At 45.1% G+C, this 19,853-nt stretch carries 12 protein-coding genes; 8 read left to right on the top strand and 4 right to left on the bottom strand.

Annotated elements, in window-relative coordinates:
* The first annotated feature begins 31 nt into the window (after positions 1–31).
* Genes GD631_RS21095 through GD631_RS21080 form a run of 4 tightly spaced genes read left to right on the top strand, consistent with a single transcriptional unit; the run spans position 32 to position 6,753 of the window.
* Positions 32–1,417: a DUF5016 domain-containing protein gene (locus tag GD631_RS21095; RefSeq protein ID WP_143257926.1), complete on the top strand. Its 1,386-nt coding sequence runs from the start codon at positions 32–34 to the stop codon at positions 1,415–1,417.
* Between the two features lie 38 nt (positions 1,418–1,455).
* Positions 1,456–3,966: a family 20 glycosylhydrolase gene (locus GD631_RS21090; protein WP_143257927.1), complete on the top strand. Its 2,511-nt coding sequence runs from the start codon at positions 1,456–1,458 to the stop codon at positions 3,964–3,966.
* A gap of 21 nt (positions 3,967–3,987) precedes the next feature.
* Positions 3,988–5,616, top strand: a complete 1,629-nt coding sequence (locus GD631_RS21085) for a beta-N-acetylhexosaminidase (RefSeq protein ID WP_143257928.1) — start codon at positions 3,988–3,990, stop codon at positions 5,614–5,616.
* Between the two features lie 21 nt (positions 5,617–5,637).
* Positions 5,638–6,753 carry an acyltransferase family protein gene (locus GD631_RS21080; protein ID WP_143257929.1) on the top strand — a complete coding sequence of 372 codons (1,116 nt, stop codon included), beginning with the start codon at positions 5,638–5,640 and terminating at the stop codon, positions 6,751–6,753.
* A gap of 130 nt (positions 6,754–6,883) precedes the next feature.
* Here the strand turns inward: GD631_RS21080 and GD631_RS21075 are convergent, their stop codons facing one another.
* The 3 genes from GD631_RS21075 to GD631_RS21065 form a co-directional block, all read right to left on the bottom strand.
* The gene (locus tag GD631_RS21075) at positions 6,884–8,497 is read right to left on the bottom strand and encodes a hypothetical protein (RefSeq protein WP_143257930.1); all 1,614 of its coding nucleotides are present in this window, start codon (positions 8,495–8,497) and stop codon (positions 6,884–6,886) included.
* A 67-nt stretch (positions 8,498–8,564) separates the two neighbouring features.
* Complete coding sequence (locus tag GD631_RS21070) at positions 8,565–9,599, bottom strand: HlyD family secretion protein (protein ID WP_143257931.1); 1,035 nt, start codon at positions 9,597–9,599, stop codon at positions 8,565–8,567.
* 72 nt (positions 9,600–9,671) lie between these two features.
* Positions 9,672–10,991 carry a TolC family protein gene (locus GD631_RS21065; RefSeq protein WP_143257932.1) on the bottom strand — a complete coding sequence of 440 codons (1,320 nt, stop codon included), beginning with the start codon at positions 10,989–10,991 and terminating at the stop codon, positions 9,672–9,674.
* A 495-nt stretch (positions 10,992–11,486) separates the two neighbouring features.
* On the opposite strand from GD631_RS21065, the gene GD631_RS21060 reads away from it, so the two are divergent.
* Together GD631_RS21060 and GD631_RS21055 are read left to right on the top strand one after the other, a co-directional pair.
* A complete protein-coding gene (locus GD631_RS21060; RefSeq protein WP_185911532.1) occupies positions 11,487–12,698 on the top strand; it encodes a multidrug effflux MFS transporter in 1,212 nt (403 codons plus the stop codon).
* A 417-nt stretch (positions 12,699–13,115) separates the two neighbouring features.
* Positions 13,116–14,198 (top strand): PDDEXK nuclease domain-containing protein, encoded by a 1,083-nt coding sequence (locus GD631_RS21055; RefSeq protein ID WP_143257934.1) that lies wholly within the window; start codon positions 13,116–13,118, stop codon positions 14,196–14,198.
* Between the two features lie 66 nt (positions 14,199–14,264).
* On the opposite strand, the gene GD631_RS21050 is transcribed toward GD631_RS21055, so the two are convergent.
* On the bottom strand, positions 14,265–15,113 hold the full coding sequence (locus GD631_RS21050) for a helix-turn-helix domain-containing protein (protein WP_143257935.1): 849 nt from the start codon (positions 15,111–15,113) through the stop codon (positions 14,265–14,267).
* Between the two features lie 156 nt (positions 15,114–15,269).
* Between GD631_RS21050 and GD631_RS21045 the strand changes: the two genes are divergently transcribed.
* A complete protein-coding gene (locus GD631_RS21045) occupies positions 15,270–16,439 on the top strand; it encodes an efflux RND transporter periplasmic adaptor subunit (RefSeq protein WP_143257936.1) in 1,170 nt (389 codons plus the stop codon).
* Between the two features lie 18 nt (positions 16,440–16,457).
* On the top strand, positions 16,458–19,655 hold the full coding sequence (locus GD631_RS21040) for an efflux RND transporter permease subunit (RefSeq protein ID WP_143257937.1): 3,198 nt from the start codon (positions 16,458–16,460) through the stop codon (positions 19,653–19,655).
* The last annotated feature ends 198 nt before the right edge of the window (positions 19,656–19,853 follow it).

The following is a 19,853-nucleotide window of genomic DNA, read 5'->3' as shown; positions in this document are numbered from 1 at the left end:
AAAAGAGGAACGTAAAACTTTAAAAGAAAAAATGATGAAACACAATAATCTGTTTTTATGGTTGCTGGGGCTAACCGTTTGCTGGCTGGCTTCATGTAGCGAAGAAGATGGTCGGGTGAAGTATCCATATTCATGTCCTGAACTATCAGGACTACAATTCTCGACTACCGATCAGACTCCTGCAGCTGATTCTCTTTATTTCTCTGTAAAGATTCACGATCCGGAGACTCCTTTGTCTACGCTGGAAGTGAAATTGATGGTAGGTGAAACCTTGGTAAATTCGCAGTCGATCCGTACGAAAGGCACTGATGTGTCGATTGTTGAGAAAGGAATTTATATCCCGTTTGAGGCTGACTTGGAAGAGAACCAGGAAGCTAAAGTAGTATTGACTGCCATCAATGTGGAAGGTAGTGAAGTCTCTCAAACGTTTGATTTCCATATCGTCCGTCCACAGATTCCGGAAGTGCTCTATCTTCACTATAATGGTGAGGTGGTAGAAATGACCCGGAGCGCAGAGAATCCTTATCTGTATCTTACGGAAGTTTCCGGCTCGGAAGAGGGCTATCCGATGGAGCTGACTGGAAAAATCTCCACTACGGAATCATTGGACGATGCGGAATTGATTTGGGGAGCTGCTGAAAAGAGTAATACAGCTGTCCTTATTGAAGCGTCGGGACCCAGCTTTGCCTTTGATTACCGGGATTGGTTTGTTGAACAGATCACTTTCGACGTGATGACTTTTAAATTGGGTGTCGTCGGTTTCCAGAAGAACCTGAAAATTAAAGAAACCGAGTTGATAGCCAGTGAAGGACTTTTCCGTGCCCAGATTAGCTTTACTCAAGGTGAAGAATTTGAAATGAGTGGATTTGAAGATGTGGAACATGCTTACAACCGCGACTTCTTTAGTTATAATCCGGACAATGGTAAGTTTACCTTCCTGCGCAAATCGGGTACTTGGGAAATCTATTATTCTTCTAAATATAACTATATTTGGGTTGCCCGGATGGGCGATGTGGCACCTGCTTGCTTCTGGCTGGCTGGACATGGATTCACTAGTGCTCCTATCTGGAATACGGATTATGATACCAATGATGGCTGGAATATGGAAGATATATTGCAGTTAGGATATATTGTCCCGATTGGTGAACAGAAGTATCAGACTACCGTATATTTGAGTAATACTCATAAATGGGAGTCTTTCGAAATCGAAATTTACAGCGATTTGCAATGGAATAAAAATAAAGGTATGGAGTTGCAAGCAGGTTCATTATCCGGTGATACGGATGGAATTGAAATATCGGCTTCCAATGGAATAACGAGTGGCGACGGCTTCGTACCTGGCTATTACCGTCTGACTTTCGATACTTCGCAGGGAGTAGGCAAAGAAACATTGCACATCGAACGATTGAGTGATTAATGTCTGAAAGAGTGATATATAGAAAAATAGGAAAGCCTATGAGAAATATACTATATACGATAGGGGGAAGTCTGTGTCTCCTGTTGTTCATGACCGGCTGTAAATCGGCTGACGGGGCGAAAGCCCCCGTGTCATTGACTTGGGAGATGGGAGCTGCCGAAGTGCAGCCCGGCTACTATGAGAACTCATTTATCCTGAAGAATATATCAGATGCTCCTTTGGGAAAGGACTGGATCATCTATTATTCGCAGTTGCCTCGTGAGATTCTTCAAGACGAATCTGCATCGGTCAAGGTAGAGGTAGTAAATGCGAACTTCTTCCGGATGTATCCGGCGGAAAACTTCCAGCCATTGGCACCGGGAGATTCGCTGATTGTGACGTTCTGTTGTACCAACGGACTGAAAAAACTGTCACATGCTCCCGAAGGTACTTACTGGGTGAGTCAGGCAGGCGGCAAGCAAGGTACTCCCTTGCCTGTCGGGCTGACTATCTATCCGCTGCAAGGAATGGAGTCGGAAAGCTGGTATCCTGCACCTGATAAAATATATGTTTCAAACTTGGCGTTAGAGACTACTGGCAAGTTGCAACAAACTGATATTTTCCCGTCAGTAAAGGAAGCGTTTCCGGCTGTCGGTAAAGAAAACGTTACCATAGAAAATAAGGTGAAACTGACTTTTCATCCCGATTTTGCCAACGAAGCAGGATTGCTGAAAGATAAGTTGGAAACACTCTATGGGTTGGAAGTCATTTCCGAAGCACCGGTAACGGTTCATCTGGATTATTTGCCGCAACAGGAGACGGCTGCGAATGACGAATACTATCGGATGGACACAGGAAATAGTCTGATCAATATTTCAGCTCCTACGTCACACGGCATTTTCAATGGCACGCAAACCTTGCTCTCTCTCTTGAAAGGACAAGAGAAACCGTTCTGTTTGGAAGCTGTATCTATCCGTGACTACCCCGACTTGCCATATCGCGGACAAATGTTGGATATTGCCAGAAACTTCACGACGGCAGACCAATTAAAGAAACTGATAGACGCTATCTCTTCTTATAAACTGAACGTGCTGCATTTCCACTTTTCGGATGATGAAGGCTGGCGTCTTCAGATTCCCGGTCTGGAAGAACTGACTTCGGTCGGTGCACGTCGGGGACACACCACGGATGAACTGGAATGTTTGTATCCGGGCTACGATGGCAACTATGATCCGTCTGCGCCTACCTCCGGCAACGGGTATTATACTCGTGAAGAGTTTATAGATTTATTGCGTTATGCAGCTCAAAGACATGTGCGTGTGATCCCGGAAATAGAGTCTCCGGGACATGCACGGGCGGCAATTGTGTCCATGAAAGCACGTTATCATAAATATATAAACACCGATCCTGAAAAGGCCGTCGAATATTTGTTGAGTGACGCGCAAGATACTTCCCGCTATGTTTCCGCACAGTCTTATACGGATAACGTGATGAATGTGGCATTGCCCTCCACGTATCGGTTTATGGAAAAAGTGATTCGTGAGCTGATTGCTATGTATGAAGAAGCGGAGGTACCTTTGACTACCATTCACTTGGGAGGCGATGAAGTGCCTGATGGAGCTTGGATGGGTTCGCCTGTCTGCCGGGCATTTATGGATGAACATGGAATGACGAGTGCGCATGAACTGTCTGAATACTACATCACGAAGATGGCAGACTATCTGCAACAATATCATGTGCGGTTCAGTGGCTGGCAGGAAGCAGCGTTGGGACATTCGGAAGCTACCGACCGTCATTTGAACAGGCTTGCGGCAGGAATATATTGCTGGAATACTGTTCCCGAATGGGAAGCGGACGAAATACCTTATCAGGTAGCCAACAAAGGTTATCCGGTGATCCTCTGCAACGTGAACAACTTCTATCTGGATTTGGCCTATGATGCTCACCCCGATGAAAGAGGGCTCTCGTGGGCCGGATATGTGGATGAATCTAAAGGCTTTTCCATGCTTCCATATCACATCTATCGCTCTTCGCGTACTGATATGGCTGGCAATCCGGTCGATTTAGGTATTGCGGAAAGAGGAAAAACAGTTTTGACCGCATCCGGCAAGGAGCGTATCCAAGGAGTACAAGCGCAACTGTTTGCAGAAACGATCCGTGATTTCAAGTGGGTGGAATATTATACCTTTCCTAAAATCCTCGGACTGGTAGAACGCGGGTGGAATGCTTTTCCCGCTTGGAGTATGCTGGCAGGAGAGAAAGAACAGCTGGCTTTCAACAAAGCGCTGGCTCTGTTCTATTCGAAAGCGAGTGAGAAGGAAATGCCCCATTGGGCGTCCCGAAACATTAACTTCCGTTTGCCTCATCCCGGACTTTGCATCAAAGAAGGCAAGCTTTATGCCAACACCCCCATCCGGGGAGGGGAGATACGCTATACGACCGATGGAGCGGAACCAACTCGTGATTCAGCACTTTGGGAAGCTCCCATAACCTGTGATGCTTCGGTTGTGAAAGCTAAACTGTTTTATTTAAACAAAGAAAGTGTGACAAGCACTCTCAAAGTAAATTAATCCACAAAAAGTAGACAAGTTATGAACTATGATAAGATAAAAAAAGGCGGTATATTATTCCTGTTGGGAATAGGTGCGATCACATCATTGTCGTGCAATGACAATGATAATGGAGGGTATCCGGAACGGGTACCGACCCGCCTGTCGGTAATGCCTTTGCCGGAAAGAGTTGATTATAAAGAATCGGTGGTCACTCTTCCGCAGAATGTGACTGTTAGCCAGAATATTCCGGCTTCTACGTCACAACTGTTGAAATCCACGCTGGAAGAGAAACTGTCTCTTTCCGCGAGTGACGCTTCCAACGATCATGCCTTTATCCGGGTGAAACAAGAATCTGATCTGGCTAAAGAAGCCTATCGTCTGACCGTAACCAAAGAGGGAGCCTGCATCTATTATTCAACGGAAACCGGACTTCTTTGGGGAATCCAAACGTTGAGGCAAGCACTCGAACAAGCTAATTTCTTCACTTCGGGAAACTCGAAATATCTTCCGATGGTAGATATAAAGGATGCTCCCAAATACGACTGGCGCGGATTCCATATCGATGTGGTACGGCACATGTTTACGGTTGACTATCTGAAAAAGGTGATAGATTGTTTGTCTTTCTACAAAATAAACAAGCTCCACCTGCATTTGACCGACGATCAGGGCTGGCGTATCGAAGTGAAAAAATATCCTTTACTGACGCAGGAAGGAAGCTGGCGTGACTTCGACGAGTATGACAAGAGATGCGTAGAACTTTCCCAACAAGATTATAACTACGAGATAGATCCTCGTTTTGTGAGAAATGGTTCGCAATATGGTGGTCATTATACACAAGAAGAGATGAAAGGCTTGGTGAGTTACGCATTGGAAAGAGGTATTGATATTATTCCCGAAATAGATATGCCAGGGCATTTCTCGGCGGCTATCAAAGTGTATCCCGAACTGTCGTGTACGGGAGAAGCTGGTTGGGGAGAAGAATTTTCTTATCCTATTTGCCCTTCCCGCCCGGAAAACTATCAGTTTGTGCAATCTATCATTGATGAAATGGTTGAAATCTTTCCTTCGGAATATTTTCATATAGGGGCTGACGAGGTAGAAAAGGATAACTGGGAGCAGTGTGAAGTCTGTCAGCAGTTGATGCAACAGGAAGGTTATCAGAAAGTGGATGAATTGCAAAACCGCTTTGTGAAGATAATGACGAACTATGTGAAGGGTAAAGGTAAGAAAGTGATGGGATGGGACGATGCTTTTCTTGAGAAAGATCCACAAGACCTGATCTATACCTATTGGCGTGACTGGCTGCCCGACCAGCCGGGAAAGATTACCCAGAAAGGTTATCCGATTGTATTTATGGAGTGGTCTCGTTTCTATTTGAGCGCAACGCCTTCGGACGAAGGATTAAGCTCTTTGTATAACTTCGAGTTCGACCCCCAGTTTCCTAATATTGTGAAGCAGAATGTATTAGGCTTCCAAGCCTGTGTCTGGACGGAAATGATTCCTAATGAGCGGAAGTTCGGTCAGCATGTTTTCCCTTCTCTTCAGGCCTTTTCAGAATTGGCGTGGGGAAGTGACCGCAACTGGATTGATTTCACCAATCGCCTGAAATGGCATGTTAAATGGTTGAATGAGAATGGATTTTACTTCACCAAACCGGGATTTATTTAATCCCGGTATCATCAGAATGATATGAAATCAGAACGTTTACTTTCATTAGACGTGCTTCGGGGAATCACCATTGTCGGAATGATTTTGGTGAACAACCCCGGTACGTGGGAGTCTGTTTATGCGCCCTTGCGCCATGCCGAATGGAACGGACTGACACCGACAGACCTAGTCTTCCCATTCTTTATGTTTATCATGGGTGTTTCTATGAGCTTTGCTTTATCCAGGTTCGACCATCACTTCAGCCGTAGTTTTATCACCAAACTGGTGCGGCGCACAGTGATTTTATTCTTGTTGGGACTTTTTCTTTCCTGGTTTTCGTTGGTGTGTGCGGGGGTGGAACAGCCTTTCTCACAGATACGTATTCTAGGTGTGTTGCAACGACTGGCGTTAGCTTACTTCTTTGGTTCCTTGTTGATTATGAGTGTCCGGCGTCCGGCAAATCTGGCATGGATCTCCGCGATTATTCTGATAGGCTATGCTGTTCTATTGGCTTTGGGGCACGGCTTTGAACTATCCGAGCAGAATATTATTGCCGTTACAGACCGAACATTGTTCGGAGAAACTCATCTGTACCGGGAGTGGTTGCCGGACGGCGGACGTATCTTTTTCGATCCGGAAGGGCTGTTAAGTACCTTGCCGTGTATTGCGCAAGTGATAATAGGTTATTTCTGCGGAAATATCTTGCGGGAGAAGACAGAAATTCATCACCGGTTGTTACAGATATCCATACTTGGTATTGTTCTTTTATTTGCCGGATGGTTGCTTAGTTACGGTTGCCCGTTGAATAAAAAGGTATGGAGTCCGACTTTTGTCTTGGTAACCTGTGGTTTTGCTTCTTTATTTCTTGTGCTTCTCACCTGGCTTATTGATATTCGTAAAAAACAGAAATGGGCGTATCCTTTCCATGTTTTTGGCACGAATCCGTTGTTCATCTATGTGGTGGCCGGCGTGTTGGCTACTCTACTCGAGGTTATCACAGTTGGTGGAATTAGTCTGCAAGGGAGGATTTATGCCTCCATCCGGCTCATTCTTCCCGACGCTTATTTGGCCTCTCTGATTTACGGACTTCTGTTTATCGGACTCAATTATTTGATTGTGTGGGTCTTGTACAAAAAGCGGATCTTTATAAAGATATAATAAAGAACAGGTCTGAAAAAAGGATAGTTTACACCGGTGCTTTTCGAAAGTTGGTTTTCGTAATGAATCGGTATGAACTATCCTTTTTATGATGTAGTGCTATATAGTCAATAGGTGGATAGGTTATCTTTTATTTTTCTTTTCCGGACGGTGTATGCGTTGTCCGCCAAAATGTGTTTTTTACCTCTCTTGCCACGTCTCTCCAACTTGGTATGCTTTTCAATGAACGGCGAACCGGAAAATCATAAAGCAATAATAATAGGAAAAGGAAGATACAGGCATAAGCCACCCAGCCATAAATTTGTTTGATGCTTATTTCCATCATCTGACTGATAAACTCTTCCATATAATGCCCGAGGTTAAACGGATTGCTACTGAAAGACACATGATCGATGGCCGAACCGTAACGAGCCAGGTTATCCGGAACATAATAGGCCAATCCCTGCGCATAGACTGCACAACCCAACACACCGCCAACTACCATGTGCAGCATATTGAATACACTTAACCCCTGAAAGAAATGCTGGAATGTCATGGTTTCTTCCAGACACACCATGAAAGTGGCACTTAAAACAGCATAGGCAAATCCCCTGCATACCGTTGGCAAGTAGAGTTGTGAAATATGTATATCAGTAGATAGAGTCAGGTAAAAACCGATCAGATAACCGATCAGCCCAACGAAGCCGACAATAATCAAGCGCACATAGTTGTATTGTTTGATGTGCATCCACCAATAAGAGAATACACAACCACAAACGATACCGATAATGGCAAACCAGTCGAGTTGTGAACTGACCAGTTCTTCATATTTCATCACTTCTTCGTAGAAGACTTCTTCTAATACATGCTCGGTTGCAAGAAACGCTTCCACTAATGTGACTAGTCCTAATAAGGACCAAAAGTGGCGATAAGTCCACATCTTCGGTTCGAGAAAAGGATGGCGGATTGTCATCATACGCCAAATACAGATACCCAAAGTGATGAAAATCACGATAGTCAGTTGGCGGATTACCGGGCTGTTCCACCAGTCATACCAGTCTCCGTAGTTGAAGAGGAAGGCGATTTCCGCTAATAAGGCGGCCCAGAGCACTCCACCCAGCCAGTCGATACCGAACAGGGGAAATTTACGCATGAACCTGAAATGTTTCACACAGGTAAACTGAATCAGCAGGACGATCAGCATTAATCCGGCGATGAACAGATTCATATATGTCCAGTGGTAGTGATACATTAAATAAGTCGTAATCAGGTCGGACAGTTGAATACTTCCCAGAATTACAATATGAAGCCAGGGAAAGAAAACCGTGAAATCCCGTTTAGGGGTCATCCATAACTGAATGTTGGACATACATTCAAAAGTTCCCTGTATTTTGCACATTCCTTCGATGAAACAGATCAGCCACAACAGTGGGAGGAAGGTGATATGTGGAGCTATCAAGTTACAGAGTAAGACTCCCAATGCTGCCGACGTGAGTAGGGTTTTATTGGTAAAACGAAACTTTATGCGAAACAATAACGGGAAATAGATCGCCATACCTGCCAGATTAGCGTACATGCACATTAAAATATCCTCACGCATCAGTGCCATGCTGCCGATCATCTGATTCAATGCACCCAGATAGACACCGCCCGATAACTGGAAGGTGACGGCAATGAAAAGATAAATCCACGGCTGCATCCTCCGCGGTACGAAGCTGCGGAACATTGGCATAACGAAAGGACCGTTCAGAACAGGAGCGCTCATAAAAATTAAAGATTAGAAATTAAAAATTAAAGCAATTGATAATTAAAACGATAAAGGGTTGAAGCGGTTAGTACTTCACCTCACATTCTACGTTGAAGCCTGCACGCATACGTTTCAAATCTTCCGGTTTGTTTCCTTTCAGACTGATACGTACGGGAATACGTTGCTCCACTTTGACGAAATTACCGGTGGCGTTATCTTGTGGAATCATAGAGAAAGCAGCTCCTGTTGCGTCGGAAATAGATTCTACTACTCCTTTGAATGTTATGTTTGGCACAGCATCCGCTGTAATTTCCACTTCTGCGCCTTCCTTGATATTCGGAAGCTGGGTTTCGCGATAATTGGCGATTACCCACAGGTCGCTGCTGTCTACGATGTCGACCATTGTTTGTCCCGGCTGTACCAGCTGGCCTTCCAAAATTTCTTTCTTTCCTGTGGTACCGTCACATGGAGCAATGATGATTGTATAAGAAAGATTCAGACGGGCAAGCTCTAATGCAGCTTCTGCCAGGCGGACACCTGCCTCATTTTGTCCTAAACGATGGGTTTGCTCGCTTTTCACTAAAGATGTAGACAATTTAGCTCGTGACACCTGTTCATAACGGGCTTTGGCAGCTTCGTAAGCTGTATGCACGTTGTCATATTGTTGTTTTGTCACTGCATCTTCCTGCAATAATTTTTCGAAACGATTCAGTTCGCGTCTTGCATTTTCCATTTGTACACGCACTTCCTCAATGCTTGCGTCGCTCACGCTCAAGTTGTTTTGAGTAGTGGCGATGCCGACGGTAGTGGCCTGCCGTCCTGCGGTAGCATTAGCTAAATCAGCTTCTGCCTGTGCCACACGGAGGCGAAATTCAGTATCTTCGATGATAAGGAGCGTGTCGCCTTTGTGTACTTGCTGATACTCGTCGAAACAGATTTTTTTGATGAACCCCGGAACACGAGTGTTGATTGGCGTGATATGTTGTCTCACCTGCGCATTATCAGTATATTCAATGTTTCCAAGGTGAATGAACCGGGAACAAACATAGGTGATACCACCGATAAGAAGACAGATTATCACAATATTATATATAATCTTCTGGGTTTTTCTAGCTATCATAATCATTTATATTTTAAACAGTAAGTAATTTCATTCTCTTAATTTACAATCCAAATTGTCTAATCGTAAAATCTATAGGGTATGTGTGATATATTTCATTTTATAGTAACTGTATATCAAGTTGATGCGTGCATTGACCAGACCGAGGTCGGCGCTTAGTTTCATGTTGCTGGCGTCGAGCATATCGGTGAGCAGAGCGAGATCATTTTTATAGCGGTTGCTGATAACATTATAATTTTGGTCGGCGAGTTCTACGCTTTTCTCCTGCGTACGTAAGTCAGTAAAAGAAGTGAGGAAGTTGACATAATTTGCCTGAACTCCGTTTTCTATTTGTTCCTGTGCCAATGAATATTCTTCCTGTGCTCTGCGTGCGTTCAATTTTGCCTGACGTACTTTTTTGTTATTTTTGAATAAAGAAGAAAGGTTGTATTTTATGCCGACACCCACATACCAGTAATTGAAGTTGTTATCTAGTACCGGGACTTCAATCGTGATAGGACCGTCCAAATGCTCTCCGGCTACAAGAGCAATTTTGGGAAGCAGTTCCGAACGTTCCAGTTTTACTTTCTGCTCGCTCATTTGTACAGACAGCTGGGCTTGTTGCAGGCCGACATTACTTTGGGCCGCCATCATTTGCCAGTCGTTTTCTGCCAGTGCTTTTACTTCCTCATCCAACAAGGTAGGATCAGGGACGATTTCTGTTCCGGCGGGCAGGTGTAGCGTAGTCACCAGTTGGTGATTCATAATTTTGCAGGCATCCTGCACCTTTGCCAGTTGCAGTTTAAGCGTCTCTTTCTGCAGTTCATAACGGGTGATATCATTCTTTAAAGCTGTTCCCTGCGTACGGCGTGATTCCATGTTGCGGATCACCTGTTCCGTCAGGTCCAGATTTTTTTGTAACACTTGCAACTGGTTATTCAATTTATATAAATCCAGATAATAGCCGGTCAGAAGAAAACGGATCTCCTGACGGTTCTTTTGCCAGTCCAATGCAGCCATTTGTTGCCCGAGTTCTGCCAGAGTAATGCTGCTGTTGATGGCTCCACCGGCATAAATCACTTGCTGTGCCTCCAAAGCAAAGTTATTGCCGAAGTGCGGCATAGGAATGTTTTGCCCGTTTTTGAAATCACGGTCCCACAAATATCCGTCACCCAGGTAACTGAATGAAAGTGAAGCCCCTATGTCCGGTAAACGTTGTGACTTGGCAGCTTTCAAAGCTTCTTTGGCTGCCTCTTCCCCCGTTTTATACGTTTGAATACTCTGACTGTTCTCGTCTGCCAGACGGAACATTTCGTTAATGCCCAAAACTCTCTTGTCAAGCGTCTGGGCAAACAGTCTTTGGCTACAAAGTACGGCGTATAGCAGCACTATGAGCCATCTTTTTTTGCTCATAAAGTGAAAAGAAATTTAATTAATAGTAGAAGTTTGAATTTTCTATGGTAAATTCTCTGTAGTGAAGACCGAATTATCAAATTTGCACTTCCACACCCCAACCGTGAAAGTCATGCATTTTGTTCTTGTAACGAATGTCGATTTGATAATATCTTAGTTTCATCTTAATACCTGTTTTCTATTTTGGATTTGCGAAATTATGAAAAAAAACAGGTAAGTTGTAACCTTATAGATGTCTAAATATAATGTTTTTTAACGATTGTCGAATGGTATGTTGGGTAGAGGAAAGTAGTCTCATCCCATGAACGTAAGTTCATATATGCATGCCCTGCTATTCATGATTGTCAAGGTTATGGAACTTTAATACAAAGAAAAGAGAGGGTTGTTCTGAAAAGAGCCGGTTTTGTTCTGATTAAGTCTACTGGTAAGCCATAGAAAACGTGTACCTTTGCCCCCGAATTTAAATGATTGATTATGAATGTTATAGTAAATAATATGAATACAATGATAAAACAGGAGAACTCAAAGATGTTTTTGCTGATTTTGCTTGGTATGTTGTCAGCGTTCGGACCTTTTGTTACGGATATGTATTTGCCTAGTCTGCCAGCAATGACAGACTATTTTTCTACCCGTTCGTCTATGGTGCAATTAGGGCTTACTACGAGCATGATCGGGCTGGCATTGGGACAAATCTTTTTCGGACCCTTAAGTGATAAATACGGCCGACGTCCGTTGTTGCTCGTTTCGATGATACTATTTATCATTTCCACAGTGTTCTGTCTTTTTGCCCCGGACATTTATTCGTTTATAACGTTGAGGTTGGTGCAGGGAATCGGAGGAGCAGGCGGTATCGTTATTTCCCGTTCGGTGGCTACTGATAAGTTTTCGGGGAAGGAGTTGGCCAAGATGCTGGCGGTGATTGGCGCGATTAATGGTGTGGCTCCTGTTGCGGCTCCGGTAGTCGGAGGGTTGGTGACCGGGACTATCGGATGGAAAGGAATTTTTGTGATTTTGCTGTTTATTGGAGTACTCTTGTGGATAGGCTGTATCCGTTTTAAAGAATCGCTCCCTGTGGAGCAACGCTCGAAGACAGGTGTCGTTTCCACTTTCCGTAGTTTCGGTGTGATCGTTCATAACCGCCGTTATATGCTCTATGTCCTGCAACTGGCGTTTGCGCAAGGCATCCTGTTTGCTTACATTGCCTCTTCTCCCTTCATCGTGCAGCAACATTACGGATTTTCTCCGTTGGCTTTTAGTGTTTGTTTTGCAGTGAATGCAGTAGCTATCGGAGTAGCGGCAGCTCTTTCCGTAAAATTCCGTCGCACGGAAAACGGGACACTGATCGGTTGTGTAGGAATGTTGTGCTTGTCGCTTTGCCTGATGGGAGCCTTGTATAGCGGTTGCAGCTTCTGGACGTATGAATTACTGATGTTCGCATTGCTCTTTATGATGGGACTGACCTTTACTTCTTCCACCACCTTAGCCATGGACAGCGAACGGCGATATGCCGGAGCAGCTTCCGCCCTGTTGGGTGCCCTCTGTTTCGCTTCCGGAGGCATTGTTTCTCCATTGGTTGGTATAGGAAATATCCTTGTATCTACCGGAATAACGTTTGTTGTCTGTGCCATCTGCTCCCTGCTTTGTGCACTTTGGGCGATGAGGCGGATGGCGACGAAAGTGGCGGTATATACTGTGATGAAAGACTAATTTAGAAGGTCTGCCAATGTTCCGGTTAGGGTGTTTCTGATAGGAGGAACTTGGAGAGAATATATCTATAGTTGTCTGGGATATTTTATCATTCAATTAACTTCTCTCGGTAAAAGCGGGCATCTTCCAACAAAAAGCCATTCAAATCGTCGTTTCCGCAATTGAATGGCTTTATATTCTCTGTGTCTTCTGGAGTAACGTCCAACTGGATAAATATAAGTTTGCACTCGTGACAAAGTTGTGGTATGACGGAAAAGGCAGGCAAATTTATCGGATAGTGCATCCGTAATGCTTCAATTATCATTATATTTGCCACTCTATTACCAAGAAAGGTCTCTTTGCTTTGAGGCAATCGGCTGAATGATGCTTGGGTAGGAATAACCTATAGTGTCTTTAATCTAAAACGAAAAATAATAAATGGAAATTCAAAATAGTATATTTAACTACGCTGTTTTGCTTAAACAAGTCAAAGCACGGGTGGCACTCGCACAGAAAAAAGCGATTTATTCCGCTAATGAAGAAATGCTTTCTATGTATTGGGACATCGGCAAACTTCTTTGTGAAAGCCAGAAGCAGATAGGATGGGGGAACAATGCACTTGAACAGCTTGCCAATGACCTGAAGAATGATTATCCGAAAGTGAAGGGCTTTTCAAAAAGAAATTGTCAGGTGATGATTCAATTCTATAATGAATATAATCAGCAACTTACAAATGCGCAACCAGCGGTTGCGCATTTGCAGGAAGCTTCCATAGTATTGCCGATAAAACAGTTAAGCTGGTCACACAACATCACTTTAATACAACGAGTAAAAGACCTGAAAGCCCGCTATTGGTACATGATTCAATGTTTGAAGAGTGGATGGAGTCGTAATTTCTTAATTGAAGCTATCAATCAGGACTACTACCATACTTACGGAGCATTGGCAAACAATTTCGATACCACTCTCCCGGAAATACAAGCCAAGCAGGTAAAAGAAACCTTAAAAGACCCCTATATTTTTGATATGCTGACTTTCACTGACGAATATAACGAAAGAGATGTAGAGTTAGGGTTGGTTAAGCATATTGAAAAGTTCCTTCTCGAAATGGGAGCAGGCTTCGCCTTCATGGGCAGACAGTATCATATTGAAGTGTCCGGCAATGATTTCTATATTGACATCTTGATGTATAATGTGTTTATGCACAGGTATTTAGTTGTGGAGTTGAAAAAAGGGGACTTCCAACCCGAATATATCGGTAAACTGAATTTCTATTGTTCTGCAGTAGATGATATTCTTTGCCGGGAAGGTGATAATCAGACGATTGGTTTGCTTCTTTGTCAGAACAAAGATCGCATCATGGCTGAATATGCTTTACGTGATGTGCGCAAACCAATAGGTATTTCCGATTATGAGTTAGGTAAATCAATCCCTCACGATATAAAATCCGGACTGCCTTCCATCGAAGAACTGGAAAGCAAACTTTATCAGGGATTACAAGACAATGAAAGTGCAGAATAATTTAGGCGGAGTGGTGTATAGGTGGAAAAAATACACCATGCTCGCCCGTCTGTGCTATTTTTGTTATTAGATAGAATATTTGCTCTGATACTCCTTTGGCGACATCCCCTCATGTCGTTTGAAATACCTGCCTAGATACGACTGATCGGGAAAACCGAGCCGGTCGGCTATTTCCTGAATTGTCAGTCCGGTGGATTGAAGCAGCACTTTTATCTCCAGGATGGCGAAGTCGTCGATAATCTTTTTGGCGGCGTCGCCCGTCACGCTCTTGCAGATACCTGTCAGATATTTGGTGGAGATACAGAGCTTGTTGGCGTAGAAGGTTACTTCCCTTTCAGCGATGCAGTTTTCGTGCACCAGTGCGATGAAATTCTTGAAGATTTCATCCTGCCGGCTTCCTCCTTCGATTTCCTGCCGGTCGAAGTAGCGGTAACACTTATCATAAATATCCAGCATAAACGACTGGAGATGATTTTTGGCGATTTGGTTGCGGAAACGGTTTTCACGATCGTTGTATATAGCTGTCGTGGCACGTATTAACCCGTTGATTGCTCCTGTGTTTTCATCCTTGAGTGTATAGCACGGTTTTTCTTTGATGAACCGGAAGAAGATCGGCTCGAAACGGAGGCAGGCTTCGCGAAACATTTCTTTGGGGAATCCGAAGAAAGAAGCTGTGAAATCACTGCTGCTGCCGTTGACACGGATAATCGTTCCCGGCAAGAGCACGATTTGAGTATTTTCGACAATTTCATAGTCTTTCAAGTCAATCGTGACGTGTGCCCATCCGCTTCGGCAAAAATAGATGGCGCCCCCTTCCAGTTTCCACAGGCGTTGCATAATTGGAGACAGGTTTTCGTCCATTCCGGCAACAAACGGTTCACGAAGTATGGCTAGGTTAGAGTTTTTTGATTCCATTGTTATTCTTATTTTGGGTGCAAAAATAGGACTTTTTTACTAAATATCGGTTTTAATGTTCCTAAAATGAACAAAACTGAAGATACTAAGTCCAGTTTTCTATGAAGAAAACAGTCTACCTTTGCCGCATTTAAAAATATTTAATAGGTAACAGAAATGATTAAAAAGGTATGTAAAATGAAGCAGGGATTATTGTTGCTCTGCTGTATGGTTGCTGCGACAGGCTGTAAACAGGCTCCCCCGGCACAAATGGAAACAGAATACGAAGTGATGACCGTTGTTCCGGCCGACCGGATGATTTCAAGCACTTACTCGGCAACCATCCGCGGGCGTCAGGATATTGATATTTATCCCCAGGTGAGTGGTACGCTGACTAAAGTTTGTGTGACGGAAGGTCAACGCGTGAAGAACGGACAGACGTTGTTTATCATCGATCAGGTGCCGTATGAAGCTGCTTTGCAGACGGCAGTGGCAAACGTTGAATCGGCAAAAGCCTCTCTGGCTACGGCACAACTGACGTATGACAGTAAAGAGGAACTGTATAAAGCGAACGTAGTTTCCTCTTTCGATTTGAGTACGGCGAAAAACTCCCTATTGGCTGCCAAGGCACAGCTGGCGCAGACAAAAGCGCAGGAAGTAAGTGCCCGCAACAATCTTTCTTATACGGTTGTGAAGAGTCCGGCAGACGGAGTGGTGGGTACATTGCCTTACCGTGTAGGAGCTTTGGTAAGTTCCGCTCTTGCCCAACCGCTGACGACGGTTTCCGACAATTCGGATATGTATGTTTATTTCTCCATGACGGAAAATCAGTTGCTGGGACTCATCCGCCAATACGGTTCCAAAGAAGAGGCGCTGAAAAATATGCCTGCCATCGATCTGCAACTCAACGATAAATCGACTTATCCCGAGCAAGGACAGATCGAGTCGATTAGTGGAGTGATCGATCGTTCGACGGGTACGGTCAGTCTGCGTGCTGTTTTTCCGAATAAGGAAGGATTGTTGCATAGCGGTGGTGCGGGTAATGTGATTGTCCCTGTGCGGAAAACGGGAGCGTTGATCATTCCGCAGGCTGCCACTTTCGAAATACAGGATAAGAGATATGTGTATAAAGTAGTGGACGGTAAAGCTCAATCAAGCCCGGTACAGGTGACTCGCGTCGATGGCGGTCGGGAATTTATTGTAGATGAAGGGCTGGCACCGGGAGATGTGATTGTGGCCGAAGGCGTAGGATTGCTTCGTGAAGGTACTCCCGTTAAGGCGAAGGCCGCTCAACCCCAGTCGGCAGAGACAGCCATGACGTCTCCGGCAACAACTACTGAAAATTAAACCAAGGAGGAATCATTCATGAATTTAAGAACCTTTATAGAACGCCCCGTATTATCGGCAGTCATCTCTATTACGATTGTCGTAGTGGGTATCATCGGGCTGTTCAGTCTGCCTGTTGAGCAGTACCCCGATATTGCTCCGCCTACCATTATGGTGAGTACCACCTATTATGGTGCCAGTGCGGAGACGTTGCAGAAGAGTGTAATCGCGCCTTTGGAAGAGGCGATCAATGGGGTGGAGAACATGACCTACATGACTTCTTCCGCCACCAATGCCGGTTCGGTGAGCATCACCGTCTATTTTAAGCAGGGCACTGACCCTGATATGGCGGCTGTCAACGTGCAAAACCGTGTGTCGCGTGCTACAGGACAGCTTCCGGCGGAAGTCACCCAGGTCGGTGTGACCACTTCCAAGCGGCAGACGAGTATCTTGCAGATGTTCTCTTTGTCCAGCCCGGACGAGAGTTATGACGAGAATTTCTTGTCCAATTATATCAGCATCAACCTGAAACCACAGATTCTTCGTATTTCCGGTGTGGGTGATATGATGATTATGGGTGGTGAATATAGTATGCGTGTCTGGATGAAGCCGGATGTGATGGCACAGTACAAACTGATTCCGTCCGACATCACCGGTGTGCTTGCCGAGCAGAATATCGAATCGGCAACCGGTTCGTTTGGTGAGAACTCGAATGAAACGTACCAATATACAATGAAGTACAAGGGACGTCTGATTACCCCCGAAGAATTTGGTGACATCGTCATCCGTTCTACCGATAATGGCGAGGTGTTGAAACTGAAAGATATTGCCGACATACAACTAGGACAGGACAGCTACGCTTATCACGGCGGTATGGACGGTCATCCAGGTATATCTTGTATGGTGTTCCAGACGGCAGGTTCCAATGCGACGGAAGTAAACCGGAACATCGACAGATTCCTCGATGAGGCACGCAAGGATCTTCCGAAAGGAGTGGAGCTGACACAGATGATGAGCTCCAACGACTTCCTGTTCGCTTCCATTCATGAGGTGGTGAAGACGTTGATCGAGGCAATTATCCTCGTTATCCTCGTGGTGTACGTTTTCTTGCAGGACTTCCGTTCCACATTGATTCCTTTGGTCGGAATCGTTGTGTCACTGGTAGGTACGTTCGCTTTCATGGCGATAGCGGGATTCAGTATCAACCTGTTGACACTGTTTGCGCTCGTGCTTGTGATCGGTACGGTGGTGGATGATGCCATTATTGTCGTCGAGGCGGTGCAGGCACGGTTCGATGTGGGCTACAGGTCGTCGTATATGGCAAGTATCGACGCGATGAAAGGTATCAGTAATGCTGTTATCACTTCTTCACTGGTGTTTATGGCGGTATTTATTCCGGTGTCCTTTATGGGCGGCACTTCCGGTACGTTCTATACACAGTTCGGGTTGACGATGGCGGTTGCGGTAGGCATCTCGGCCATCAACGCGTTGACTTTGAGTCCGGCTTTGTGCGCATTGCTGCTGAAACCTTACATCAATGAAGACGGAACGCAGAAGAACAACTTTGCGGCACGTTTCCGTAAGTCTTTCAATTCGGCTTTCGATGTGATGGTGGATAAATATAAGACGATTGTGTTGTTCTTTATCAAGCGCAGATGGCTCACATGGTCGTTGCTGGCTTGTTCCGTAGTGTTGCTTGTGTTCCTGATGAATACGACAAAGACCAGTCTGGTGCCGGATGAGGATCAGGGAGTTGTTTTTGTGAATGTAAGTACGGCGGCAGGTAGCTCGTTGTCGACCACCGATGAAGTGATGGAACGCATTGAAAAACGTTTGATGGCAATCCCTCAACTGAAGCACGTGCAGAAAGTGGCCGGTTACGGATTGTTGGCAGGACAGGGAAGTTCGTTCGGCATGCTGATTCTCAAGCTGAAACCGTGGGACGAACGACCGGATGACGCGGATAATGTGCAGTCGGTGATCGGGCAGGTGTATGCCCGTACGGCTGATATTAAGGATGCCAGTGTGTTCGCCATCTCACCGGGTATGATTCCGGGCTACGGTATGGGTAATGCCCTCGAGCTCCACATGCAGGACAAGATGGGCGGTGATATCAATGAGTTCTTCACCACTACCCAGCAATATTTGGGAGCGTTGAACCAACGGCCTGAAATAGCAATGGCTTATTCGACGTTCGACGTGCGCTATCCGCAATGGACGGTAGAGGTGGATGCGGCTAAATGTAAGCGTGCAGGTATCACGCCTGACGCGGTGCTGAGTACGCTGTCCGGCTACTACGGTGGTCAGTATGTGTCCAACTTCAACCGTTTCTCTAAAGTGTACCGTGTCATGATTCAGGCCGATCCGATGTTCCGTCTGGACGAGACTTCGCTCGACAACGCTTTTGTACGTATGTCTAATGGTGAGATGGCTCCGTTAAGCCAGTTCGTTACGCTGACCCGCAGTTATGGTGCGGAGTCGTTGAGCCGTTTCAATATGTATAATTCTATTGCGGTGAACGCGATGCCGGCCGATGGATACAGTACGGGAGACGCGATCAAGGCTGTGCAGGAAACGGCGGAACAGTCTCTTCCGAAAGGTTACGGCTATGACTACGGAGGTATCACCCGTGAGGAAAACCAGCAAAGCGGTACGACGATGATTATTTTCGGTATCTGCTTCCTGATGATTTACCTCATTCTAAGCGCGCTTTATGAGAGCTTCATTATTCCGTTCGCCGTTCTTTTGAGTGTGCCTTGCGGATTGATGGGTAGCTTCCTTTTCGCCTGGATGTTCGGATTGGAGAATAATATTTATCTGCAAACGGGGCTGATTATGTTGATCGGTCTGCTGGCAAAAACGGCTATCTTGCTGACGGAATATGCTGCCGAACGCCGTAAGGCCGGTATGGGACTGATTGCTTCTGCTGTCAGTGCGGCCAAAGCCCGTTTGCGCCCGATTCTGATGACGGCTTTGACGATGATTTTCGGTCTGTTCCCGCTGATGATGTCCAGTGGAGTAGGAGCTAACGGTAACCGCTCATTGGGTACGGGAGTAGTTGGCGGTATGACTATCGGTACGCTGGCGTTGCTTTTCATCGTGCCAACCTTGTTCATCGCTTTCCAATGGTTGCAGGAGCGTTTCCGTCCCGTACAGAGCGCCCCTACGCATGATTGGCAGATTGAAGAGGAAATCAAAGTGAGCGAGGAAGAAAAGTCCAAGGCTGGAAAAGAGTAATTCTGATTTTTAGACAGAAGAACATTAGTGTAAAAGATAAAGTCGATGTAGTCATATAATCAATGTAATTCATGTGGTTGATATAATGAATACAATCGTTGCAATGGAACGTTGACCATAAGTTCAATATTTGTTCTTTTGTTCTTCTGTCTGAAAGATAAAATAAGCATTTAATTAGGAAACAGTGAATCTGTCCTC

The sequence above is a fragment of the Bacteroides luhongzhouii genome (genome assembly GCF_009193295.2).
Lineage (GTDB): Bacteria > Bacteroidota > Bacteroidia > Bacteroidales > Bacteroidaceae > Bacteroides > Bacteroides luhongzhouii.
Note: the sequence above shows the minus strand (reverse complement) of the source record. Positions and strands in the feature narration are given on the sequence as shown.